The organism is Halorussus pelagicus (genome assembly GCF_004087835.1).
Taxonomy (GTDB): Archaea; Halobacteriota; Halobacteria; order Halobacteriales; family Haladaptataceae; genus Halorussus; species Halorussus pelagicus.
Window position 1 is genome coordinate 24,125 of sequence record NZ_CP035122.1, and the last position, 23,061, is coordinate 47,185.

Annotated in this window: 21 protein-coding genes and 2 pseudogenes; 11 read left to right on the top strand and 12 right to left on the bottom strand. The window is 54.5% G+C overall.

Annotated features, from left to right (window positions below):
- The first annotated feature begins 187 nt into the window (after positions 1-187).
- Positions 188-2,269: a minichromosome maintenance protein MCM gene (locus tag EP007_RS17070; protein ID WP_128478975.1), complete on the top strand. Its 2,082-nt coding sequence runs from the start codon at positions 188-190 to the stop codon at positions 2,267-2,269.
- A gap of 28 nt (positions 2,270-2,297) precedes the next feature.
- On the opposite strand, the gene EP007_RS17075 is transcribed toward EP007_RS17070, so the two are convergent.
- The 3 genes from EP007_RS17075 to EP007_RS17085 form a co-directional block, all read right to left on the bottom strand.
- Entirely contained in the window at positions 2,298-3,008 is a 711-nt protein-coding gene (locus tag EP007_RS17075) for a site-specific integrase (protein ID WP_128478976.1), read from the bottom strand.
- A gap of 83 nt (positions 3,009-3,091) precedes the next feature.
- Positions 3,092-3,817, bottom strand: coding sequence for a hypothetical protein (locus tag EP007_RS17080; protein WP_128478977.1), 726 nt, complete (start codon positions 3,815-3,817; stop codon positions 3,092-3,094).
- A 183-nt stretch (positions 3,818-4,000) separates the two neighbouring features.
- Positions 4,001-4,330 carry a hypothetical protein gene (locus EP007_RS17085; protein ID WP_128478978.1) on the bottom strand — a complete coding sequence of 110 codons (330 nt, stop codon included), beginning with the start codon at positions 4,328-4,330 and terminating at the stop codon, positions 4,001-4,003.
- A 115-nt stretch (positions 4,331-4,445) separates the two neighbouring features.
- Between EP007_RS17085 and EP007_RS17090 the strand changes: the two genes are divergently transcribed.
- The gene (locus tag EP007_RS17090; RefSeq protein WP_128478979.1) at positions 4,446-5,363 is read left to right on the top strand and encodes a hypothetical protein; all 918 of its coding nucleotides are present in this window, start codon (positions 4,446-4,448) and stop codon (positions 5,361-5,363) included.
- Positions 5,364-5,418: 55 nt separating this feature from the next.
- Here EP007_RS17090 and EP007_RS17095 read toward each other — a convergent pair whose 3' ends face one another.
- From EP007_RS17095 to cas1, 4 genes are all read right to left on the bottom strand, one after another.
- Positions 5,419-5,748: a hypothetical protein gene (locus EP007_RS17095; RefSeq protein WP_128478980.1), complete on the bottom strand. Its 330-nt coding sequence runs from the start codon at positions 5,746-5,748 to the stop codon at positions 5,419-5,421.
- Between the two features lie 85 nt (positions 5,749-5,833).
- The gene (locus tag EP007_RS17100; RefSeq protein WP_128478981.1) at positions 5,834-6,982 is read right to left on the bottom strand and encodes a tyrosine-type recombinase/integrase; all 1,149 of its coding nucleotides are present in this window, start codon (positions 6,980-6,982) and stop codon (positions 5,834-5,836) included.
- 1,008 nt (positions 6,983-7,990) lie between these two features.
- Positions 7,991-8,248 (bottom strand): CRISPR-associated endonuclease Cas2, encoded by a 258-nt coding sequence (gene cas2 / locus EP007_RS17105; protein ID WP_128478982.1) that lies wholly within the window; start codon positions 8,246-8,248, stop codon positions 7,991-7,993.
- Position 8,249: 1 nt separating this feature from the next.
- A complete protein-coding gene (gene cas1, locus EP007_RS17110; RefSeq protein ID WP_128478983.1) occupies positions 8,250-8,660 on the bottom strand; it encodes a CRISPR-associated endonuclease Cas1 in 411 nt (136 codons plus the stop codon).
- Between the two features lie 871 nt (positions 8,661-9,531).
- On the opposite strand from cas1, the gene EP007_RS17120 reads away from it, so the two are divergent.
- From EP007_RS17120 to EP007_RS17130, 3 genes and pseudogenes are all read left to right on the top strand, one after another.
- Positions 9,532-10,302: a hypothetical protein gene (locus EP007_RS17120; RefSeq protein ID WP_128478985.1), complete on the top strand. Its 771-nt coding sequence runs from the start codon at positions 9,532-9,534 to the stop codon at positions 10,300-10,302.
- A 167-nt stretch (positions 10,303-10,469) separates the two neighbouring features.
- Positions 10,470-12,011, top strand: coding sequence for a prenyltransferase/squalene oxidase repeat-containing protein (locus EP007_RS17125; RefSeq protein ID WP_166035708.1), 1,542 nt, complete (start codon positions 10,470-10,472; stop codon positions 12,009-12,011).
- A 142-nt stretch (positions 12,012-12,153) separates the two neighbouring features.
- A pseudogene (locus tag EP007_RS17130) lies at positions 12,154-12,549 on the top strand (hypothetical protein).
- 528 nt (positions 12,550-13,077) lie between these two features.
- Here EP007_RS17130 and EP007_RS17135 read toward each other — a convergent pair.
- On the bottom strand, positions 13,078-13,410 hold the full coding sequence (locus tag EP007_RS17135) for a hypothetical protein (protein WP_128478987.1): 333 nt from the start codon (positions 13,408-13,410) through the stop codon (positions 13,078-13,080).
- 199 nt (positions 13,411-13,609) lie between these two features.
- Complete coding sequence (locus EP007_RS17140) at positions 13,610-14,101, bottom strand: tyrosine-type recombinase/integrase (protein WP_128478988.1); 492 nt, start codon at positions 14,099-14,101, stop codon at positions 13,610-13,612.
- A gap of 446 nt (positions 14,102-14,547) precedes the next feature.
- Between EP007_RS17140 and EP007_RS17145 the strand changes: the two are divergent.
- A pseudogene (locus EP007_RS17145) lies at positions 14,548-14,649 on the top strand (IS5/IS1182 family transposase); the annotation flags it as partial.
- Positions 14,650-14,732: 83 nt separating this feature from the next.
- Here the strand turns inward: EP007_RS17145 and EP007_RS17150 are convergent.
- Positions 14,733-15,338, bottom strand: coding sequence for a hypothetical protein (locus EP007_RS17150; RefSeq protein ID WP_128478989.1), 606 nt, complete (start codon positions 15,336-15,338; stop codon positions 14,733-14,735).
- Between the two features lie 171 nt (positions 15,339-15,509).
- Here EP007_RS17150 and EP007_RS17155 point away from each other — a divergent pair, with 171 nt between their 5' ends.
- On the top strand, positions 15,510-16,772 hold the full coding sequence (locus EP007_RS17155; RefSeq protein ID WP_128478990.1) for a hypothetical protein: 1,263 nt from the start codon (positions 15,510-15,512) through the stop codon (positions 16,770-16,772).
- A 33-nt stretch (positions 16,773-16,805) separates the two neighbouring features.
- On the opposite strand, the gene EP007_RS17160 is transcribed toward EP007_RS17155, so the two are convergent.
- Positions 16,806-17,132 carry a hypothetical protein gene (locus EP007_RS17160; protein WP_128478991.1) on the bottom strand — a complete coding sequence of 109 codons (327 nt, stop codon included), beginning with the start codon at positions 17,130-17,132 and terminating at the stop codon, positions 16,806-16,808.
- A 64-nt stretch (positions 17,133-17,196) separates the two neighbouring features.
- Positions 17,197-17,346, bottom strand: a complete 150-nt coding sequence (locus tag EP007_RS17730) for a hypothetical protein (RefSeq protein ID WP_166035710.1) — start codon at positions 17,344-17,346, stop codon at positions 17,197-17,199.
- A 170-nt stretch (positions 17,347-17,516) separates the two neighbouring features.
- Between EP007_RS17730 and EP007_RS17165 the strand changes: the two genes are divergently transcribed.
- The 4 genes from EP007_RS17165 to EP007_RS17180 all read left to right on the top strand — a co-directional run bounded on the left by EP007_RS17165 (position 17,517) and on the right by EP007_RS17180 (position 22,067).
- Positions 17,517-17,780, top strand: a complete 264-nt coding sequence (locus EP007_RS17165; RefSeq protein WP_128478992.1) for a hypothetical protein — start codon at positions 17,517-17,519, stop codon at positions 17,778-17,780.
- 568 nt (positions 17,781-18,348) lie between these two features.
- Positions 18,349-19,320 carry a transcription initiation factor IIB gene (locus tag EP007_RS17170; protein WP_128478993.1) on the top strand — a complete coding sequence of 324 codons (972 nt, stop codon included), beginning with the start codon at positions 18,349-18,351 and terminating at the stop codon, positions 19,318-19,320.
- A 118-nt stretch (positions 19,321-19,438) separates the two neighbouring features.
- On the top strand, positions 19,439-20,719 hold the full coding sequence (locus EP007_RS17175; RefSeq protein WP_128478994.1) for a hypothetical protein: 1,281 nt from the start codon (positions 19,439-19,441) through the stop codon (positions 20,717-20,719).
- Between the two features lie 973 nt (positions 20,720-21,692).
- Entirely contained in the window at positions 21,693-22,067 is a 375-nt protein-coding gene (locus EP007_RS17180; protein ID WP_128478995.1) for a hypothetical protein, read from the top strand.
- The last annotated feature ends 994 nt before the right edge of the window (positions 22,068-23,061 follow it).

Sequence of the window (23,061 nt, forward strand, 5' to 3'; positions counted from 1 at the left end):
TAACGCGCTCTCGGAGGTCGGGAATGTCCTCCCGGGAGTCGAGAAGGTCTGAAAACGGTGTGCCGTCCATATCACAGACTAAAACATCAAAAATAAATTATTTAAGTTATTTAGACTAATCTCCGTTTAACACCACAACACTACTGTTTACGAAGAAATTTAGAGTAGGACACACGTTTCCGGTACAATGGCACGAGCGGAGAACACGGAACTCATCGACAACTTCGAGCAGTTCTACCGGCGGTACTACAGCGACGAAATCGGCCGCCTCGCACAGAACTACCCTATCGACCAGCGGTCGCTCCATATCGACTGGACCGACCTCTACCGCTACGACTCGGACCTCGCCGACGACTTCCTCTCGCAACCCGAACAGTTACGCGAGTACGCAGAAGAGGCGCTACGACTCTACGACCTCCCCGTAGACATAAACCTCGGACAAGCGCACGTCCGCGTCGAAAACCTCGACAAAACGACCGATATCCACGAGATACGGTCCCGGCATCTCCATACGCTCGTCGCGGTCGAGGGCACCGTCGAGCGTGCCTCTGGGGTCCAGAGCCAACTCCAAGAGACAGCCTTCGAGTGTCAGCGATGCGGGACACTCACCTACATGGTTCAGGGCGGCGAACAGGAACCCCACGAGTGTCAGGGCTGTGAGCGACAGGGACGGTTCCAGATTAACTATGACCGGTCGGAGTTCGTAGACGCCCAGACGCTCGTCGTGAAACAGCGCCCAGCGGACGCGACGACCGACGATGGCGTAAGCATCGAAGTCCGAATCGAGGACGACCTTGCAGGCGAGGTCACAGCGGGCGACACCGTGACCGCGACGGGCGTCCTCCACATGCTCGATAGCGACGGCCGAATGGACGCAACGGTCCCCGACAAGTACCTCAGTGGCGTTTCGATCCGGCCACGGCCCGACGACTCTTACAGCCTCGAAATTTCTGACGACGACAAGAAAGACATAGTCGAACTCTCCCAAACGGACGACATCTACGAGCGGATGGTCGGCTCCTACGCACCACGCGTCTACGGCTACGACCAAGCAAAGCTGGCGATTATCCTGCAACTGTTCTCCGGCGTGACGAAGCATCTACCCGACGACTCGCGGATTCGGGGTAGCATCCACGTCGGGCTTATCGGCGACCCCGGCACCGCCAAGAGCCGCCTGCTCGACTACGCTGGCCGACTCGCACCCCGAACCGTCTCGGCATCGGGAACGGGGAGTTCGTCGGTTGGGCTAACGGCGTCTATGGAACGCATCAGCGGCGGCCAAGAGACGTGGGCGGTCAAAGCGGGTACACTCCCGCTCGCCGACCACGGTCTCGCTCGGTTGGACGACCTCGGCAAATTCAGCAGCGACGAACGCAAAGCACTCGAATCAGTGCTTGAAGAGCAGACCGTCGAAATCAGCAAGGCATCGGTTCAAAAGGAGTTGCAGGCGCGAGCGGCAGTCCTCGCAGCGGCGAACCCCAAATACGGCCGCTTCGACCAGTACGAACCAATTGGGGAGCAGGTGGACCTCGAACCGGGTCTGATTTCGCAGTTCGACCTGCTGTTCACCGTGACCGACCAACCGGATGAACAGCACGACGAACGTCTCGCAGACCACGTCTTGCAGGCGAACTACGCGGGTGAACTCCACACCCAACGCTCGGAGATGTCCGCACCGACCATTACCGAGACGGAGGTCGAGGAAGCCGCCGAACAGGTCGCACCCGAAATCGACCCCGACCTGCTCCGGAAGCATATCGCCTACGCACGTCGCAACTGCTTCCCGACCATGACCAACGAGGCGAAAGACACCATCGAGGACTTCTACGTGGACCTCCGGACAAAGGGGGCCGACGAGGACGCGCCGGTCCCCGTGACTGCCCGGAAACTGGAAGCCTTGGTCCGACTCTCCGAAGCGAGTGCGCGCGTGCGGCTTTCAGACGAGGTAGAAAAGGAGGACGCCGAACGTGCCGTCAAGATTACGCGCTCGTGTCTACAGGACATTGGAGTTGATCCCGAAACAGGCCAGTTCGACGCAGACGTAGTGGAAACTGGAACCTCAAAAAGTGAGCGCGACCGGATGAAGAACTTGAAACAGATTATCGCCGAGATTGAAGACAACCATCAGGAGGGCGCACCAATCGAGAAGGTCAAAGAGCGAAGTCATGAAATCAAAATAGAGAGGGAGAGTTTTGAAGATGAAATTGACCACCTGAAACACAAGGGTGAGGTCTACGAACCCTCCACAGACCACCTCCGAACGACATAGCTCTGTTTCGCAGTCGCCCTAGTCCAATTCAATATTTGCCGTTCGAGTCGAAGATTCGAGTGAGTTCATTTTCGATATCGTCGGCTTCCATCCGGATATAGTCTAAGGCCGCCTCGACGCTTCCCCACCCCATGTGTCGGCGAAGCGTGTGCGCTCGCATTCCCTTTTTGACGAATCGCCGCGCGGCGTAGCCGCGTAGGGCATGAGGATAGATTTCATCCTTGTCGTCTATCAGGTCGCTCTCCTCGGCGAGGTCGTTCACCCAGCAGTTGAACGCCGACCTGCACCACGGGAATCGTTCGTGGCGATGGAAGAACACATCGAACAGGTCGAAGAGCGAATCATCGAAATTGTATATAACGCTTCGGTTCGACGCGTCTAATTTCGGTTTCCAGCGGCGCTGAAGTTCCCCTTCGAGCGTTAGTTCATCCGGTCGGTAGCTCACTGCCTGCTTCGCTTGTGACCGACAGTAGCCACAGACCCCTCCGTCGCGGCCGTGGTCGCACGGGTCGTGTGCTGGAATCTCGATTCGCCCACGCTCAAGGTCTATCCAGTCCCGTCGCATGTGGCTGACCTCGCCTGCGCGGAGTCCTAGTTCCCCCATTGTGCGAGTGATGAATGTGTATCTGAGTTCATCCTCGCCATCTAACCGCTTGGCGGCGCGGAGAAGGTCTCGGTATTCGCGTTGTGTTGGTGCATCGTCTTTCGCGGACCGCTCGAAGTCTCTCTCCCTCGACATGGAAAAACATCATAATAGATGGTCCATAATAAATTGAGCGGCTGCAACTGGATATTCGCTCCTACAAAATCTTGAATACCGGTTTAATACAATCCGAGCGACCGCTGGCCGTTCAACTCATCCGTTCGCCGTCGTTCGTACGCCTCGCCCGCGTCCTCCGCAACGTCGATACAGACCACCTCGTACTTGTTACAAATCAGTTCGGCGGCGACCGCCATCGGCGCGGTCCCGGCGCACGGGACTACAACCTCGTTGCTCGGCAGGTCGAACGTCTCCAAGACGGCCCGATACGGCGCGAGTGACTTCGCCGACGACCAGCCCCAGTTGTCGCGCTGGCGTTGACAGGGCACGTTCAGTGGACTCTGCCTGACCGGACAGGCCGCTTTCCACGCGAGGACCATCGTGTATCCGCCGGTCGAGAGGTACATTCCCGGCGTCGAGCAGTCTGGCGTGCTGTCCGAGGAGAGTGCCGTCACCTGCCCGAGCGCGTACTGGCGTTCACCCCACTCGCTTGAGATGTAGTCTAACAGCCGCCCCAACAGCCAGTCGTCGGTGTCCGCGACGAGCAGGCTACCGGGCCGAAGGACACGGTGAATCTCGCCGACGAGCGCCGCGGTCGTCAGGCCAGTATCGTGGTCCTCGAAGTGGTCGTCGTCTTCCGAGAAGGCGTGCGTATCGTACTTGACGCCGAACGCACCGTTCCGCATCGGCCGCGCCCACGCATCATCGAGGTGGACGACCGACGCGCTCTCGGCGTCCATCGACCGGAGTTCATCGAGCGCGTCGCCGACGATGTACTCCACCAGCATGGCTACGCCCCTCCGGCCGCGAAGCCGTAATCGACGCCCGGAAGCGGTACGTCCCGATTCACATACTGCTCGGGGTCGAGACGGTCCACGTACCGCTCCGTGGACGTGGACGACGACGAAGTCGAAGTCTAAGCGCGACGCTGAATTTTTCGGAGCGCGAAATAAAAGTAGAAGAGACGAGACCTATCGGTCTGCGTTCTCGAACGCTTCGGCCAACTTCTCACGCATCGCATCTCGACGGGCCTGTCGGACCTCTTCGTCCGAGAGGTAGTTCTGTGCGACGACCTCGGCCGATGCGCTCCCTTGGTCTTCAGCGATGTCTTCGAGTCGGTCGAGCAGGCCCGCGGTGGCTTGCTGGTAGGCCGTGTACCAGAATCGGCGGGCCATGTGGGGCTTTGGGCGCTCGCCGAGAACCTGTACGTCTGCCTCGTCGGCGAGTGACCGGAAACGTGACCGTACCGTGTCGGCGACGATGTGCCCGGTCTCGGACTGCGAGGGGAAAGAGGTCGGCATTCTTGACTGCCTCGCTCGTTTTTGGACATGGCATAATAGTTGCATCAGTAATAAGTTTTTATTCTACTGTTTTTTATATAGATTTATTATATGTATGTTCAAACAACCATTTGCGATGTCCGAAGAAAATCGAACCCCTACTCGTCGTACAGTCCTAAAGAATAGCGCCCTCTCGATGGCCACCTTTGGAAGTCTCACTGGCGTCAGCGCGGCACAAACGCAGAGCAAAGAGGTAGTAGATAAGGTCTCGATCAAAATTCCTGATAATTCCGGAGACAAATCGCTTAGTTCAAGTAACATTGAAAGTCTTTCAAAAAGCCACTCCGGGGTTAAGAAGTTCGACACCGGTATCTCCGGGCTTCACAAGCTTGATTCCATTGTCGTGGAAAAGTATAATACTGGCGAAATGTCCTATTCGGTCTCAGGCACGAACCAAGTCTCGAAGACTGGTGTCACACGATTCCAAGTTCGGTCCGGAATCGGACCAAATGGTGACGGGCCTCTAGCGATTGAGGTTGTTCCAAGTCAGAAGCAAAAAGTGTCGAAGGACGGTAATGAAGGATGTTCGAGTGGTACAGACGGTACTCTCTCCTCAATGGACTCAGACAGTGGTTCTGACCTGACAGAGGATTACGAAGGAGGTGTCCACACTCGCACAGGAACCAACGAAGATCTCTACTTAAGTGATCAAGCTCATCATCGCCAAGTGTATGATTGGTCCGCCTCTGGCGGTAACGTAGGGAACTGGGACGGCGATTACTGTACCAATTGGAAGGCCTACGATGTCTCCGGGTGGACTCTAGAGGGGAATGGCTGGAAGAATCGAGACAGTTCTGGAGACAATTACTACAGTGAATCGTACGCACAGCTCACAACATACAATGACAGCACTACTAATCGGACTCAGCACGAAATTAGCATGACGATGAAGCCGGATGGGACCTTCGATTGGACGGCTGAAATCACGAATACAGCTTCTGAGTGGGCAACCGAGTTCGAAATGTACTCAACCCGCCAATCACTCCCCTGTTGACATCACTACAAGCACTTTAGTTCGCAGGTAGCCCCATATAGAAATTTGTTATTTCCTACATCTCGGTCAGCTTCGCCGTTTTTGAGTTTTGATAGTAGATTATAGCTCCGACTAATATTGCTAGGATGAGAATAGGAGCAGAGTAATTAGAGTGGTCAAAGTAGGATGCAATTATATGGAATACTACGGCACCGCCAATTACTATGAGTAGTGGCTTTCGACTAAGTTGGAGATTCTTCTTGATATCATCTTTGTAGTCGTATAAAGTTGATATTATGGTGGCAAGTATCACACCAACTACTATTAAATGGTTAGCTGCTGCAAAAGATAGGGCTATCACAGTCCCAAGAATAGCGAGTGCTGTCCTGAGTATCCACGGAGCCATAATTTTAGAAAGCACATACTGGGTATTAAAAGCTATGTATAATTTCGAGGGTATAGCTGGCGGCTAGGGCAGTGATGATGAATAGTCATTGATCGGCTTCATCAAATGCCTCCCCAGCCTCCTCGGCGGTCTCCTCGGCCGAGATGTGCGAATACGCTTCCATCGTCGTCTTCGGGTCGGCGTGCAAGAGGTGCTTCTGGGCCTGCTCCCAGCCCTTCTCGCGGACGAGCGTGTCGCCAGCGCCGCGCCGACCACCGTGGAGTTCCAAATACTCCCCGTCGTCGGTGTCGAGGTCGGGCACGTCGGCGGCCTTCGAGAGGCGCTTCATGAGGCTTCGGCCGCCCGCCGTCGTGAGCGCGGGCGGAGCGATGTCTTCGGCGTAGCAGAGTTCGAGCGCGGTCGCGTCGCCTCGCATCGCCTCGATTTCGGACTCGTCGTTACCCGCGGCGTCGAGAGCGTCTTCAACGGCCGACGCGAGCGAAGGCGCGTGGAGCGTCGGGAAGACCGGCCACTCCTCGCTCGGCGGGTCGAAAACCGTCTGCCAGCGGTCAAGCGCCGAGACAGCTTGCTTCGGCACGCCCGTCTTCCGGTACTCTTGGGACCCTTTTTCGAGGACGTGCATCGTCCCGGCGTCAAGGTCTACGTCCTTCCAGCGAACGCCGTCGCGGCGGTCGTCGTTCCGGTCTCGGAGGATTTCGCCGCCACGGACGCCCGAGTAGGCGATGGTTGCGACGAACGCGCGGTCGCGCGCCTCGGCGAGCGCGTCCCCGCCCTGCTCGTCTATCGCCTCGTAGGCACGTTCGTTCACGAACTCCATGATGGCATTCCGTTGAGCAGGCGACCAGAGTTGCTGGCTATGTTCGCTCCGCTGGTCGTCATCCGGGAGCGCGTCGGTCGGCCGGGCCTTCGCGGCCGGGTTATCGGTTAGGTACTCGCGTCGCTGGCACCACGAGAGGTAGGCTCGTACATAGTCGAAATACTTCCGTGCCGAGGACGCTGCGAGGCCGTCAGATTCGTTTGTGCGCCGCTTCAAGTGGCGGGCGTAGGCTTCGAGGTCGTCCACGTCGAGCGCCGTGAACGTGTACGTCGAGCGTTCGTCGCTGGTCCAGTCTTTCCATCTTTCGAGGACGCGCTTGGCGTTCCGCCGGTAGTTCCCCGAATCGTTGCCCTTGGACTTGTCGATCAGGTAGTCGTCGAGCGGCTCATCGAGTGCGTCATGGTTGCGGTTAGACACAGCGACCACCGCCGACGTGGGGAGCGTGACAGTCTCGATGGCGGTACACGACGGCCGTGGGAGAGTGACGCTCGGAGCGCGTGTCGAGTAGCGTGGGCATAGTTGGTTTTGACCGCTGAATCCGGGGGCTTCGCAGCTGAGAAGGCGAGTGCTGAGTGATTCGGCGGTTTCATGCTTCGCCGAGGGCGTGGACCCACTAAAATCTACTTGTGATTCCTGCGCTAATCACAAGTGTACTGTCTAGAGAGTATATCTGGCGATTGAATGCCTGAAAGTGCCGGAAACAGATGAATTAGGATTCAGACTCATCTGATAAATCGTATCTAGCTATATGGAATCTTGCGGCAGTAGACGCGACTTTGGATGAGCAGAACCGGGTTTCTGGAGCGTCTCGCGGGAGAAATCGGCGGGTTAGCAGTAGAAGTTGGTAGTCAAGGTGGTGAAGGCGGACGAGAACAGCGGAAACGGAGCGACCGTGGGGTTACTCTTCTTTTGAAAGGTCGAGTACGTAGTATTCAGCATTGTCCACCGCCTGCCCTTTGCCCTCGTGGCAGAACCCGAGTTCCTTGACTGCCGTGGGGTCGTAGACGTAGATGTCGAGGCGGTCCGCGTTTGACTCACGCGCGGCGTCGATAGGTGCGCCGTGGTCGCCCCTTTCAATCCAGCTTCGGTCCGATTACGACGGTTGAGGCAGGCGTCACCCGGATGGTCTCGAACTTTCAATCCGGCCTCGGTCCGATTACGACGTTCCCAATCCCGGTAGAGTTCTGCCGCGCCGCAGACTTTCAATCCGGCTTCGGTCCGATTACGACCTACCATGTTTGCAGTCGTAGGTGGGGCACAAAAGCATTCGCCTATTCGGTCGTGTGTACCTTCCAGAGAGTCTCTCGTATCAACAACCAGTATCAGTCTCTCACCGCCGGTTTCACGAAAATTTGCTCGAACTAACGTACACCCCCGACATTCTGCATACTGACTTAAATCCCCTTACAGTCACACTCGTCAACTCTACAGAAACCGCGTTTCGTCGCGTGTTTCTCCAATCTCTTCGATCTCCAGCGAGTCTTCTCTCGTCGTCGTATACACGAGGACCCGTTCGCCGTTCTTGACGAAAGCCCGAAGCCACGTCAGGACGCGCTCGTACTCACTCTGTGTGAGACGGCCATCGAAGACGCTATTCTGCCGCCAGTCGAGCCACCGCCGGAGATAATTACAGATTTTTTGGGTTCTCTCGGCCTGCACGTCGTAGACGATTACGACGAACATTCTACCGCACCGTCGTCGGACTATACTCTTTGAGTCCGAGAACGTGCTTCGACACCTGATAGCACTCGGTGCGAATCCAACGACGCCACGAAATCGACCGCCCGATACCCGGATGCTTCCGCGTCTCTGATAACCGCTCGTCAAACGAATGCCGGAGCAGACGCTTCCCGTCGTCGGTCAACAAGACCGCTCGGCCTTCCTCCTCGAAATCTGCTGGCTGTAGCTGGCTCTGTCGCGTGAGCGAGAGCAAGAGTCGGTCAGTGAGGAGTGGCTTGAAGATCTCTGCGATGTCGAGACTTAGACTGTATCGGCGCTCGTGAGGCTCGTGGAGAAAGCTAATCGTCTGGTTCAGTCGAGTGTGGTAGAGTTCCGTGACTGTGGAAGCGTAGACGAGTGCGTTCAAGTAGCTCATCGCGCTGGACGAGGAGTTTCAGGTCCGTCTCGGACACCTCATCAGGGTCGGCGTCCGCGTCCGCAACCATCGCGTCGATGATGCCAGCCGACCCGCGGGGCACGGCGACGTCGTGGCCACCGTCGGTCTTGTGGTCGGCGTCGCCGCCGTCGGTCGTCTGATCTACGTCGTCAACGGTCCTCGAGAGCGTTTGTGCCTACTCGCCGTTCACGGAGTCGTACTCGACTTTGAGGAGGTCGCCTTTGGCGAGTTTGTCGGGGTTCTTCTCATCGCGGGCGCTCCGACTGTCGTCAGCTCGTGCCCGGAGTCGGCTAATATCTCAGGTTGTAAATATTATCATACTAGTAGTATAAGGATCACGCAATAGAAACACGCCGTCAAATAAATGTATTATAACAAATATAAAATAGGATTAATACTAAATCATCAAGTATTTATAACACCAGTTCTAACACATAAATATGCCAGCCATCGGTATTGGAACTCCTATATTTTTGATTGTACAAGGATTAATATCTATTTTTATTTATATTGAATCAAAGAAATATGGCTCACACTCTCCGTTAATTGTAGCTTCTTCTATATTTATAATATCTATTGTAGTTGCATTTTACTTTAGAATTATAATTAAACTAGTAGCTTTTGAGATTATTATCATATTTATATATGTATTCAAGAATAGTATTGTTCGATAATATTGTGGTTATGAGGGGTGGATAAAATGGACCGGCCTTCAAATTACAGGAGCTTCAACGATATTACCTGCATTTATTATATTTTTAATAGATCAAGTATACTCTATATTCGTTAATTCTAGTATAAATAATACGGATTAGAAAAGATTAAGTAGTTAGTATAACAAGGACTTGTCATGGAGAATAAATCCTCCAAAGTGGTTACCGATGATGAATCAAGCTCAAACAACCAGCAATCTAAACGCCGAAAGTTCCTTAGTGGAGTGGGTGCGACGGGATTGACTCTGCTTCTTCCCGGTGCTGCTAGTGCATCTCGTAACAATTCTCAAGGAAAATCTAGTGGCAAGAGAAATGAATCCTCAAAAGATAATGATGGAACGGTGGAAGTTTCCCATAATGGCGAAACTATTGAAATAGATACTGACAAGGAGGCTGCTGCTGTCGGTCGCAAAGCCCCGGAGCAGGTGGAAATGCGTGACAAAGGTCAGATTCGAACACTAGCGGAAAAATCTGACAGTACGCGTGGGGAGATCGAACAAGACGGAGGAACGTATAACATGGCATTGTCAAGTGACATGAGCGGTTCTTACTCCAGTGGAGTAACTGCAAAATACCGTGGCTCAGGTTCGACGCTATGTGTAGGAAGTTACACTGAAGGAAGAGAAGCAAAGAACCCTCCGACCACCCCAAAAGTAACTATTAAATCTTCGTTTTCAATCGGTGGTGTGTCTCCAAGTATTGACGTGAGCGGCGGAAGATTCGGGTTCGTCTCGGACACAAAACTGCAATACACTAATACGTTCGACGGATTCAAAGCTGAACACTCTTACAAGGGTGTCGAAGCAAGTGACGCGTTCGCTCTGTATAACGCAACGCAATCAGACTCAATGACGTTAGTTGTTGATACTACTGCACACACTATCACTGAACAGCTCACGATTTCGTAGAAACAAGACGAATACGGCCTGCATTTCCTAAATCAATGTACTCTTTTGATACATCGAAATTCCAGAAAGAGGTAGAAGCAATTCACTCAACAAGAAAAGAACACGGCTGGCATAGTGACTTCCAAACTCACAGACCAGATTTGTACTCTACGTATCATTTCTTGTTAGTGTCTCAGAACCTGGGTACTATTATACCATCTGAAAAGTTGACTGAAGAAGTAGCTTCTGCCCTAAAAAAAGATTTCCAAAAATGTAGATACCAAACACTATCTTCACAAAAAGAAGTAGCTCTCCGTGATTACTATAATGCAATAAATATTCTAGACATGAAAAAAGATGGAGTATCAGGAATTAACAACATACAAAACAAAATTAATAAGTTTTCTACTTCAAATGGCTTATACCAATTTAAAGTATCTCGTGAAGGGTCATCTAGAGACGGTGAAGGAAGTTTAATTGCAACATATTACGCGGCAAGCATATCATCGAAATTAAATGATGTCTCCGTTGCAGATTGTACGAGAAGGCGGCTTGAAGAAATATGGCAAAATCAATCTCTTGAAGTTGAAAGTCTGGGTCGAGCGGCTCTTGTTGTAGCCATACTTCATGAAGTCGGATATAGCGTTTCTGATCTGAATCAATATACAAATTGGAAAGAGATGGTGAATAAACGGATAAATGCCGTACTGAAGGTTAAGCCTCACCTTCCGGCACCGATTCTTGAACATCTAAATTTAATATTAGAGCACACAACTTTACAACCAAGCGATTTGGCGATTGATCTCCAAGAGAAATTGGAAAATGCGCAACTGTCTGATGGAGGAATGAATTTTATGGAAAATGCAGACTACTCGGATCCTCATGGGACTTCCGTTTTTTCATCTCTGTCATCGAAGATAGATGCGGATATTGATACTGACTCTCTCCGATCATTTGTTCAGGAGCACAGAATGACTTCTGGTGGTTATTTACCGACTATCATTTCATACCCGCATTTTGAGTCAACTTACTACGCTATTGATCTACTGGCTTTACTAGAAAAATCTTATCATCCTGCGAAAATACCCGATAGAATTATGGCAAATATTGAAGAAATAGTCGGGGGATTCGAATCTCTTTACAAACTACTCACAATTCTTTCTGAAGAAGTCAATATTTTATCTACTTCAGACCTAAGAGAAAACATCAGAGAATATATAATTTCAGGAAATATTGAGTTACCAGAGTTATATTATTCTTTGAAGCTAGCCAATAAATATGACTATGCCATTAATAGTGATGAAAAAGAGGCTATTTTAGACTTTATCTGCAAAATGCATAACGAAAGTGGCGGTTACGGAAACAAACCCACCCAAAGGTCTACATTCTTTGCTGTTGCTAGCTTAGATATTATAAATAAAAATAATAAAATTGAATCAAGCGTAGTACCTTGGATAAGACAGTCACGAATCAATTCGTCGGGTTATGCATATCTTGAAAGCAACTCTCTCGTATCGGAGCCAAATCTATTAAGCACATATTACTCTATAGCAATTCTTAACATAATTGAATATAATTGGAAAATGAAAGAAGATCTGAAGAAGTTTATTTTAGATTGCCGTCTTGATGACGGAGGTTTTCAGACGGAACCTATTGAATCAGTCCCCGAAAACAGGACGTTAAAAGCTACATACTTCGGCATTAAATCTTTACAAAAAATACTTAAATAGAATTAAAACCTTAGATAGTTGCGTGTTCTCCTGAGATGAGTGAGAAATCCTCTGAACGACTCTCAAAGGGTTCCAGCTGGAAGGCACTGTCTAGTTGAGGCAGTTTGAGGAACGAGCAGGTCGTGGAGTTTCTTGGCTAAAGATGCTCGCAGACCTGCTCAAACAGAACTTAGAGACGGATTTAGAAGAAGCTTGGGAGGATGAGCGGACGGCGACGCCCGTCAGGGCGTTCGCTGTCCGCCTCCACGAAACAGGCTGTTCGCTTCGAGAAACAACAGCAATTTTGTCGGTTTCTGCATCGACTCGCCGAGAAACATGATTTCTCGGACGCAACGTTTCTCGTCGATGGCTACGGCTATCTGACTGCCCTCTTTCGAATCGGATTGAGCGGTCACCTCGACTACACTGATCAAAACCTTATCGAAAAATGGTTTCACACACTCAAAACCGGATCGACCGCTTCCACAACTCATGGGTGGGCAGTCGGGCGAGCGTCCACGAGTGAGTTGAACAATTCTTGCATTACTACAACCGTTAGCGGCCGCATCAAGCACTCGATGGAAAAACGCCGGTCAAGGAGGTAAACTAGACAGTGCCCGGCGGTCGGCACTGTCTAGTTGCGCAGTTCTCGAATAGACTGGCGATACAGCGCCTCTTTGGCCGGTATCAAACGGTGCGATTCCTGCAGCTTTGTCGAGGTGTTGAGTAAGACCGGCGAATTCACGCCGCTCATCGCATCTCGACCCTATTACAGTTATCAGACACTAATTCCACGCGCCTTCCGCGAGTTCATCGTACCACTGTCTGCCGGTTTCGCGTAACTAGACAGTACCTAGAGTTCGATGGTCTCGACGACGAGGGAAACGTCCGCAGGGACCTTCACGTCAAACTCAAACACGTCGGCCGCGGCGTGTTCAGAGTCATTGTCCTTGACGGTGAGCTTACTCCTTTCGACTCTCGTCTCAAACAATCTCGTCACGCCGATTTCGGACCCGATCTAGAGGCCGCCGACTGATGGCCGGGTCTCACACACCCTGACGGCAAAGAACAGTTGGCTGCTCTCTTCTCATCCGGTCCGACAGTCGACGTCTATACTCCCGTGTGCGATTGACTCGCCGTCACGGATGAAGTGGACAGTGTAGTTTCCCGTCTCGCCTTGCGACAGTTCGGCCAGTTCGAGGTACACCTCTGTTTCATTCGCCGTTTTCTCGACAACGACCTCGCCATCTGCAGTTCGGCCCTCCACTCGATCGATTTGGTCGGGATTCAGTTGAATCGACGATTGTACACAGACCGTAGACGTCGATCGGCGACAGCTTCCGTTTTCTCGTTGATTGCTAGTTGTGACACCGCCGGAGAACTGCTCGACGGCTTTTACTGAATCATCTGGGTCGGTCACACCGAATGGGCAATTTGGCCCATCATCGAAATATCCTGTACATCCAGCTCCGAGTACACCAACTACGGCTCCGAGGAGGACTCGACGGTTCGGGGACGATAATTCGGTCATGAATAGTGTTTGTCTGTATCGGAACAACCTGTTTTCGGCTTACACCAATTAGAAGTCTAACTGTTATCATTAAATATTTCTACTTCGTTTATGCTCGAATCAGGTTCGCGTAGAACTTCTCGGTCGTCGAGAGTCGCCGATGCCGGAGCCGGAGAGAGACCCCTTTGAGTCGGCGCTCGTTCTCGACGAACTCGCGGTAGAACAGCGAGTGGCGAAGCAAGTGCGGCGAGACGTGTTCCGGGCCGACCTGTACGTTGTTCTCGGTGCGGTACGGTTCGACCTCGGCCTCGACGGCGAACTTCTGGACGACGTTCCGGAGCACGTCGGTCGTGAGCCTCGAGGAGGACCGGGAGGGGAACAGCGCGGTCGTGTCCTTCCAGCAGTCGCGCAGGTAATAGCGCAGGACTCGTGCAGTGCCGAGCGACGACTGGAGTTCGATTGGCGTGTCGCGGGCGTAGGTCTCGCCGCCCTTCTGAATCCCGGCGGGGACGAACACGTAGGGGTCGGCGTCATCGAGGTGGAGGTGGTCCACGTCGAGACCGACGACCTCGCTGAAAACGGCTGAGAGGATGCGTCTCACGCTAACTAATCATTAGGTTTCCGGGCAGTGGTTCCATTGGGTAGCGGTATTGCTGGTGCAACCGGATTTTTCGCACCTAGACGACCACGCGAATGCTCGAGCGGAAAGTCAAGATGCGGTCTGCGGCTAACCAATGACTACTCCCCAGTAGCGGGCGACATTAGTTAGTCGCCATGTGGCGAGGCGCAACAGTTCCCCGTATCGCGGACCTCGCGGCGCGAAATTGCGCTTCGCCGGGACACGGAGCGCGCCAAGATCAAGGACCGCGGTATGCTTAGTCCGGGCGTCGTCGGGGACGTTGCCGACGACGTCAAGACCGAAGTCCACGAGCAGACCATCCAGCAGGCTCCGAGACCACGCTAACCAATGCAAGACAGATTCCGTCTAGCCATATTGGTTAGCGCGGCATAACTGAGAACGGGAGCTACTCCGGCCCGAATGGGTGAGCACGAGCACAGGTGTTCCTCGCGCTTTGCCTTCGACTCGTCGTCTCCGTCACCAACTACAAACGCGGAGACAATCCGGGAAGCACAGTCATTACGGTATGAGATGGATTCTATGAGGCCCTCTTTCTACGTAACTTAGAAGTATGAGGGCATTTCGAGTCGCTGATAAAAGCTAATCTCGCTGATTACACTTTGACGGTCGATTTTCCATCTAACGAAGTCGGTAGCTCCACTGTATAAGCGACGATAGACCGGTCCGGTAGTGTAAACTCAAGCGTCACTATTTGGCCACTCTTGATCGGTGTCCCCTCTATTGCGTCCACATGGAATACCAGTTCAAACCGATCACTCTCCTCGTTTAGGACCGGGAAGGAACTATCTTGGTCGTGGACTGACGCAACTTCGAATCGTTCGCTTTGCTTTATCGAGGACTTGGCAGAGCCGATATCCTCAACGGGCGCACTTACTAACGAGGTGGACACATTTACCCCATGCCACGTTACAGATACTCCCGAGAAGTCCACGGACTCACTACCTTTTGTAACGATTAGACGCACACGGTCTATGGAATTATTCGCTGATACATTCGCATACCCCCCCTGTATTGCCAATTCATCTTCAGGAAGGTTGTCCTTCCCGTGCAGCGTATCGGGTCTCAAGACACCGGTTGAAGTAAGTGCAAATCCAGCAATAATTCCAAGCATGGCTGTAGATACTACGAGACCGAATGTAGCGCGTTTTCTTGCCTGCTCATCTTCTTTGATTTTCTCCGAAATATAGTTCCAGACCATCTATTTCCACCGGAGTCGGGTCCTCCGTCTCATCTCCAAGCAAAAGCGTTGCATTGACTATATTTTAATCTAATGCATACGAAATATTTCACAATCGCCAGAACCCAGTAATGTATTATTATAAAAATAAAAGTAAGATAGATTTATAATGTGGTGTGGTAATTTTCTTATATGGCAGATGATTGCCACGAGGCTAGTCGTCGAACAGTAATCAAACACCTCAGTGTCGCAGGTACAACCCTTGCTGGATTGGGGAGCGTCAGTACGGCGAGTGCCAAATCCACCCAGTCTCAGAGTGTTCCCAAAGGGCTTGCAAAAAAAGCCGTTGAGCGGAAACGACAACAACTATCGAAGAGAGATGAATTCAGCGACTGGGCTACCGCATCACTCTCCCAACCGGAAACGTTCTACACGCACACCCGAACTAACCCAGTTCCAAAATACGAGAAATCAGCATACGTCTTCCCGATTACCAAGAACGGAACCAACCTCGGGTATATAACGGCCTCTGCAAAGCGGTCTAACAACCCCATTCTCGAATACAGTCGCGCGACGCCACCCCAACAGCGAGTTAGCAATGCAAAACAGATCGCTCAAAAGAAAGGTCGAAAGCCAACCGGCCGACTGCTCTATCGGGGCGGCGTCTCCTACAACTACGAACTTGAAGGTCGAGAAGCCGTCCAGCTTGGCGGCCGCTACGTTAAGCCGCTTCCTGACTCAGCCCCCATATCGAACCTAAACTTTGACACCCCGTCAGCAAACTCTCGATGGGACCGGCTCACATCGGAGTCCAAGAGTAGCGGTACCGTTGAAACGCAAGATTCCGTCTCAACGTCCTCGCTCCCCGGTACGGTCGCTATCGATGGAATGCCTCGCTACGCCCAAGATTATGAGGCAGGAAAGAGTGACGTAAAGGGTAATAACTACTACCCCGACTACCTCGGGAATGCTGACGACTACTGGGGCGACTACGATGGCTGTGCGCCATACGCAGGTGCAAATGTTATTGGTTACTACGAGGGCCTTGGTCAATACGACTGGGACGCCAGAAACGAACTCATTGACCGGATGCACTACCGCATGGATACCGGCGACGACATTTACACAACCCTCAGTGAGATCGCTCCGGGAATCGAAGAATACTCCAACGGACAGCACAGCTACTCGGCGAACACGCAGTACGATTACTCTCCGCACGACTTGAAGCAATCCCTTTACGACTTCAAACCGGCACTGCTCACGATGGCAGATGGCGGCTCTCCCGAAGAAAGTGGCTATCCCGAATACGGACCACATACGGTCGCCGTTTCTGCTTACGAAGAGCGGTCCGATGGCCTCTACTGGGGCATCTATGACTCCTACGACTACAAACGTCACTGGATAGCGAACGGAAACTGGTCCGACGCAGACACGACCTTCGTTAGCAAAAACTAATCCGCTACCGTCTTCCACTATTTGTAAGCGTAGCTACCACGACAACCCCTCCGGTTCCACAGGAAGCCACTCGTCTTCCGCAGGACACCCGTCGTCGTGGCTGAACCTGTCGTTCGTCGGCTTCCACCCACACGTACAGACCGTCTCTTCGGCGTGCCCGCGAAGCCCGCGAGCGAGCGTGTTCGTCTTCGACTGCACCGCCTCGGCGAGCGTATCGACGCCGACGCCGGGATTCTGCAAGTCGTCGGCCCCACGCCTCGCGTTCGGCTCTTCGACAGTCACGACCGGGAGCGGCCGCGAGACGACCGCCGACCGACCGTCTGTTTTGACCACTCGCGTCGGAGAATCTGGTTCGCTCACTCCGTCTCTACCTCCGTTGAATCGCTATCCGGCACTACGTCGTGGACTACGAGGTCGTCGCGGCTCACGGTTCCTCCTTGATATGGAACTCGTGGGGAAACTCGCCACCCCCGGCCGCGCCGATGGACCAATACCCAAGGTCTCGAAGCGCCGAACTGACGCCCGACTGCCCGGCGAAGAGGACGCGCTCGAACGCGGCGGCGCGGTCGCGCACTCCACGACCGACCTTCTCCCGCTCCAACGCCTTGCGCGCTATGACGACGAAATGCTTGCGAGCGTCACCAACCGCAAACCGACGAGCTTGCCGCGAAAGCGTGGCGAGAACGCGACAATCCCGACCGGTATCAACTCTGGACGACCGGCAGCAGCGGGTGGCGCGTCTACATGAAGTCCTTGGACCTCGCCGATTGGATTCGCGCCAACGAAGAAGGTGTCTCGAAAAACTACGCCCAAGAACTCGCCCGGCGCACCCTCGACGCCATGCGTGAACTGAGCAAACACCGGCTGATTACCACCCAGAAGAAACGTACCGCGGACGGTCTCAGCTACAAGGAGAACGTCGTCGTGTTAACCGACGACGCCGACCTCCCTGGCGAACCGTCGCTCGGTGAGAGTGACGCTCCGGCCACAGACGAGGTGGCCGGATAACGGAGTGGCCGGACCAACGTAGCCCCCGAGAGGGACGGATCTCTCGCCCAAACTAACCCGGTTGACCCCGAACTGGATCCGCGACGACGTGTAGACCACCCCCAACGGTGGGTCCTCGTGGCGGTGACACCCCCACGGCTACCTGTCGGTCTACCACTTCCAGCGACATCCAGCGACAAACATAGAGAGGGGAGGCTAGGAGAAAGACCGCCAACAGCGTCTGTGGCCGGAGCGAATATCAATTGGAGTTTGGTGATCACAGTACACTCAACGAACCACCGGAACGGTACTGAGTGGACGTAACTGGCAGCTATGGTGTGTGTTCGCGCTCGTCAGCTTCGAACGACCGCCACTCTGGTCTGTGGTCGATGCGTTGCTCGGCAATGAACGTCCTCGAAGGCTTCGCCAACTCGACGCCCTCAGTCCCTATGAGGTAAATAAACCCGTCTGCGGTCGCTAACGGCGACTACCGACGAAGTGAGAACGGAACCCACGCGTATTTTTATTCTGTCTGCCAAGCAAAACCTTACTTATTAGACGGGCAGACGGTTATGTATGGGTCAAGCTAATGGCCCGGCCAAATCGCCAGCGTGAGCGGACGCGTGAATCTACGTCGGATGCAGAAACGACCGAGAAGGAGGGAGAGGGTCAGCAGTGTCCTGAATGCCATTCCGGGAGTCTTGTTACGAGCGGTGATAGTAACGAGGTCGTTTGTGAGAACTGTGGACTCGTGATCGAAGACCAGGTGATTGACCGTGGGCCGGAGTGGCGTGCGTTTAATCATAGTGAGCGCGAGAGTAAGAGTCGAGTCGGTGCGCCGACGACCCAGACAATGCACGACAAGGGACTGACGACCCAAATCGACTGGAAGAACAAGGACGCCTATGGTCGGTCGCTTTCCTCGGAGAAGCGGAGTCAGATGAGTCGCCTTCGGAAGTGGCAAGAGCGCATTCGAACGAAGGACGCGGGCGAGCGTAACCTGCAGTTCGCCCTCTCAGAAATCGACCGGATGGCCTCCGCGCTCGGCGTCCCCCGGTCGGTTCGGGAGGTGTCGTCGGTCATCTATCGGCGGGCGCTCAAGGAAGACCTGATTCGTGGCCGGTCCATCGAGGGTATTGCGACCAGTTGTCTCTACGCTGGCTGTCGCCAAGAGGGTATCCCGCGGAGTCTCGACGAAGTCGCCGAGGTTTCTCGCGTCGAAAAGAAAGAGATCGGCCGCACGTATCGATACATCGCGCAAGAACTCGGCCTTGAGATGAAGCCCGTTGACCCCAAAGAGTACGTGCCACGATTCAGTTCCGACCTTGGAGTGGGCGAGGAAGTGAAAATGAAGGCAAACGAGATCATCGACGAGTCCGCCGAGCAAGGCCTGCTCTCGGGGAAGTCACCGACGGGGTTCGCGGCCGCGGCCATCTATGCGGCGTCGCTCCTCTGTAACGAGAAAAAGACCCAGCGCGAGGTCGCCGACGTCGCCCAAGTGACGGAGGTCACGATCCGGAATCGCTACCAAGAACAAATCGAAGCGATGGGACTCCACTAAGCGACGACTATCAGCGGTTTGTATCGGAAGCCAGAGAAGATTCTCGAGATTGACCCCTGTTGAGTCGAACGGCACCGACTGACGACGGGTTTTTTTGCACCACCAATAATTCACAGACATGGCTTCTAATATTTTCCGACGTGCTACCGCGCTGTCCGTCGATTTTGTCGCGCTCGCGGCGGTCTTGCTCCATCCGTTTTCGCTGTACGTCGTACTACTTCTGTACTGGATGGACCTGCTTGGTGGGACGACTCGGCGGTTCTGTCAGACAGTGGTCGCGGCTCCACGCGAGGAGAACTCGCCGACCGAACCTCCGGCGATGCGCCGGAACGGCGACCCGAATCCGTTCAGATTTTTCACCCCGAAGCTGGGGACCGTCCAGCCGGTCGGATGGTTGCCACCGATTGCGGTACACAACCTCAAACCGGCCGTGGTCGGACTGTTCACAGCGGTACCGCTGACTGTCGTCGCTGTCGGCCTGGCGGCGACAAGCCTCGCGCCACCGTTCGCTGTTCGGGTGTGGCCGACGGTCGGGATTCTGACGGCCGGTGGTCTCGCGGTCCTCGTGAAGCACGGCTGGGCCTTTCGGCAGTTCGTCCGTTCGGAGCGTCCGCCAGCTAAACAGATTCTCCCCGGCCTGCGATGGCTTGGACCGATTCTGATGACGCTTCCAGTGGTCGGCATCGACACCGTCCATGCGGGGGCTGACTTCGACCCCTCGGCCGGGTTCACCGCGGTGGCAGTCCTGCTCGTGGTCGGGCGAATCGCCTACGAGACGCGCCGGGACGAGCCACCGACCGGTGCAGACCCGTTCGAGCTTTCGATGCCGTCAGGACGACCGGTCGAGCGGTTCCAGGCCGACCAGCGCGCGGTTCGAATCGCGGGGATGCTCGACGGCGTCGTTCCCCGAATCGAGTGGGAGCTACTCAACGTCATCTCCCGAGTCGCGGCTCTCTTCTCGGTGGTCGTCGTGGGGTTCGTCGCGGGGTCCGCTCTCGGACCGACGGCAGGGGTCGTCGGTACCGGGGTCGCGCTCGTCGCGGCCGTGGCGGGCTTCGTGTCGATGGGTATCGCTCACTTCGAGTTGGCGTTCGGGGCGATGGAGTATCGGCTGTACGACGACGAGTTGGTCGCGTACGACGCGCGACTCGACGCCGTCCAGTGGCGCGTCCCGCTGGAGGCGATCCGAACCGTCTCGGTCGAACAAGGTCTTTGGACCGGACCGCCCGGAACGGACGCAGCGACGGTCACGCTCAACCGGACCGATCTGGCCGTCGACCAGTCGCCGTACGGCTTCTACCGGCAATCACTTCCGTACGTCAAAGACCCCGAGCGCATCGCCGACCGACTCCAACGAGCAACGACGGCTGCCGAGAAACAACACAGTAATAAGACGTAAAGCCGATTCTGGGCAATATTCATGCAATCTCAATTTCTGTCGGCTGAGTGTTGATTCCAGTCTGGTCTCGCATATGGCGGAAATTCTTCTTGCAGTTCCGCTAGACATCCCCACTTGGGACGGCCAAGGTCGTCGCCACTGCCTTCCCCGGCGTGCGACAGGTGACGGCCTCACAGACGACGTAGTTGGTCCTAACGGGCGTCAAGCTAGAACAGTACAATGGGCCGGACGAGGGTCGGCTAGTCAGCATCGCGCTCAATCGCTATTCTTTCTCTCTCGGTATCCGACCTCGCTGAAAATGGTGCGCGTCTCGCTAACCAATGAAGCGGCTATCGGGCAACGGTTTCATTGGTTAGCGGGAGTCAAAACCCGGCCTACTGCTAACCAATGAGTGCTAGCCAGTAGACGGCGTCATTGGTTAGTGGCGATGTGGCCCGGCGTTCGAACCGGATACGCAAGCGCGGTTGCGGTCGGGTCACCCCGTGAGCGGCGAGTCACGCGCTCAGTCCGAGGGTCGTCGAGGTCGTTGCTTACGACGTCGAAACCGCGAAGGAAACGAGCGGAACGTCCAGCAGTCTTCGAGACCCCGCTAACCAATGCAAGACAAATTCCGTCTAGCCGCATTGGTTAGCGCGGTCTAATTCGAGAATGAGGGTTACCCCGGTACGAGTGAGCGGTGTCGAGCGTAGTTTAAGTACGGTTCGGGGAGTGTGAAACAGTCGTTTTTTCACGGTATAGGCGTTCTATCTTGCGTTATGCTTTCAGTGGTTTTAAGTTAGACAAGTGTATAGTTCTAGTTAGGAAAGCCGGGGCTACACGGGCGTTCTCTTCTACTCGGAGAACGGCCGAGGGTGCTTGGAACACCCGCGACCACGGCTTTCCAATGGAGCGAAAAGCCATGTACGAGTCAAACCTACGCGAAGAAAAGCGTATCGCCAGCGAACTGTCTGTAGCCTGTTGGAGGTGTCGCTAGATGGCGTACGCCGACCGCGACGCCGAGGCTGTACGCGTCGAGACCGACGTCGAGCAGGTGCTTAGTGGTCTGCAGGTCGGGCTTGCCGGAGCGACGGGGACGTGCTGTTGGTGCGGTCGGGACTTGCACGACGGCCATTGCGTCACGGTCTATGCGTATCGGACTGCCGGGCATGACGAATGGAACCTCCCACGAGTGTACTGCCGGGACTGTAACGGCGGGACACTCGAAACCCCCACGCTCGGGACCGCCGAGGTCGTCGCCACCGCATTTCTCGGCGTGCTGCAGGTCGCCGCCTCGCAAAGTACGCGGCTCGTGCTAACCGGCGTCGAGTTGGAGGAATACAGCGCGCCCGACGACGGAACCGACGCATAGCGGACGAACGCCCGGAACTGCTACTCTTTCGCTGTTCTTTGTCTCTCGGTCTCCGACCTCGGTGGAAAACGGTGCGTGTCACGCTAACCAATGAAGCGGCTATCGGGCAACGGTTTCATTGGTTAGCGGGAGTCGAAACTCGGTCTACTGCTAACCAATGAGTGCTATCGGTTAGAAGGGTTTCATTGGTTAGTAGCGACACGGCCCGGCGCTCGACGTCGCCGACTATCCCGAGTGCAGCGGTGAGACGAGTAGGAAGGGCGTCGTCTGTTCGCGGTGTCACTAGCTGGCGTCGAATGCGCGCTAACCAATGGAGCGGGTTTCCGGCAAGGGTTTCATTGGTTAGTAGTGTCGGTGGTGCAATCCGCTTTCTCGCTCCCAGACTGCCACGCGGGTATCTTTCGAGTAGGGAAGAGTCCAATTCAGTTTGCGGCTAACCAATGAACGCTATCTGGTAGACGGCATCATTGGGTAGTAGCGATGCAGCCCGGCGCTCGAACCGGATACGCGAGCGCGGCCAGTTCTGCGTACGTGGACGGCGCGCGACGTGTGCAATTCTCGATCTCGATTTCTGAGCGCGCGTGACCACGGGGCAAATGGACAGAACATTTCCTCGACCACGGCGAGGAGCCGACGCTGGTGACTGACGACGTCGAGAAGTACCCGCACCACTTGAGGGCGAGAAGTTCTCGACGCTGGCGGCGCTTAGTGAAGAGTACGTTGCGTTGGAGAAGGACTTCGTGGAGGTCTCGGCGCTCATATGTGATCTGCCGAAGTACGACAACGAGTTACAGCAGTACGCTATCGGCGGCTAGGGTTCCGGAAGCTTTCGTCTTACGACGGGTTGCTCACGTTCACGTTCGCGTTTGAGGTCGTGGACGTGATCGTGCGGGCGTATCGGGACTACGAACACGAACTGGACGATCGGGTCGGGATTCCGATCGATCCGTCGGTGGAGGAACTTGTAGAATTGGCCTGATAAGTAACTAACGTG

Coding starts and splice junctions, on each gene's coding strand:
- EP007_RS17095 (WP_128478980.1), bottom strand. CDS start 5,748: ATGGCTCCGTGGATACTCAGGACAGCACTCGCTATTCTTGGGACTGTG.
- EP007_RS17070 (WP_128478975.1), top strand. CDS start 188: ATGGCACGAGCGGAGAACACGGAACTCATCGACAACTTCGAGCAGTTC.
- EP007_RS17090 (WP_128478979.1), top strand. CDS start 4,446: ATGTCCGAAGAAAATCGAACCCCTACTCGTCGTACAGTCCTAAAGAAT.
- cas1 (WP_128478983.1), bottom strand. CDS start 8,660: ATGAGCTACTTGAACGCACTCGTCTACGCTTCCACAGTCACGGAACTC.
- EP007_RS17165 (WP_128478992.1), top strand. CDS start 17,517: ATGAAGTCCTTGGACCTCGCCGATTGGATTCGCGCCAACGAAGAAGGT.
- EP007_RS17170 (WP_128478993.1), top strand. CDS start 18,349: ATGGCCCGGCCAAATCGCCAGCGTGAGCGGACGCGTGAATCTACGTCG.
- EP007_RS17180 (WP_128478995.1), top strand. CDS start 21,693: ATGGCGTACGCCGACCGCGACGCCGAGGCTGTACGCGTCGAGACCGAC.
- EP007_RS17175 (WP_128478994.1), top strand. CDS start 19,439: ATGGCTTCTAATATTTTCCGACGTGCTACCGCGCTGTCCGTCGATTTT.
- cas2 (WP_128478982.1), bottom strand. CDS start 8,248: ATGTTCGTCGTAATCGTCTACGACGTGCAGGCCGAGAGAACCCAAAAA.
- EP007_RS17120 (WP_128478985.1), top strand. CDS start 9,532: ATGGAGAATAAATCCTCCAAAGTGGTTACCGATGATGAATCAAGCTCA.
- EP007_RS17080 (WP_128478977.1), bottom strand. CDS start 3,817: ATGCTGGTGGAGTACATCGTCGGCGACGCGCTCGATGAACTCCGGTCG.
- EP007_RS17150 (WP_128478989.1), bottom strand. CDS start 15,338: ATGGTCTGGAACTATATTTCGGAGAAAATCAAAGAAGATGAGCAGGCA.
- EP007_RS17155 (WP_128478990.1), top strand. CDS start 15,510: ATGGCAGATGATTGCCACGAGGCTAGTCGTCGAACAGTAATCAAACAC.
- EP007_RS17085 (WP_128478978.1), bottom strand. CDS start 4,330: ATGCCGACCTCTTTCCCCTCGCAGTCCGAGACCGGGCACATCGTCGCC.
- EP007_RS17075 (WP_128478976.1), bottom strand. CDS start 3,008: ATGTCGAGGGAGAGAGACTTCGAGCGGTCCGCGAAAGACGATGCACCA.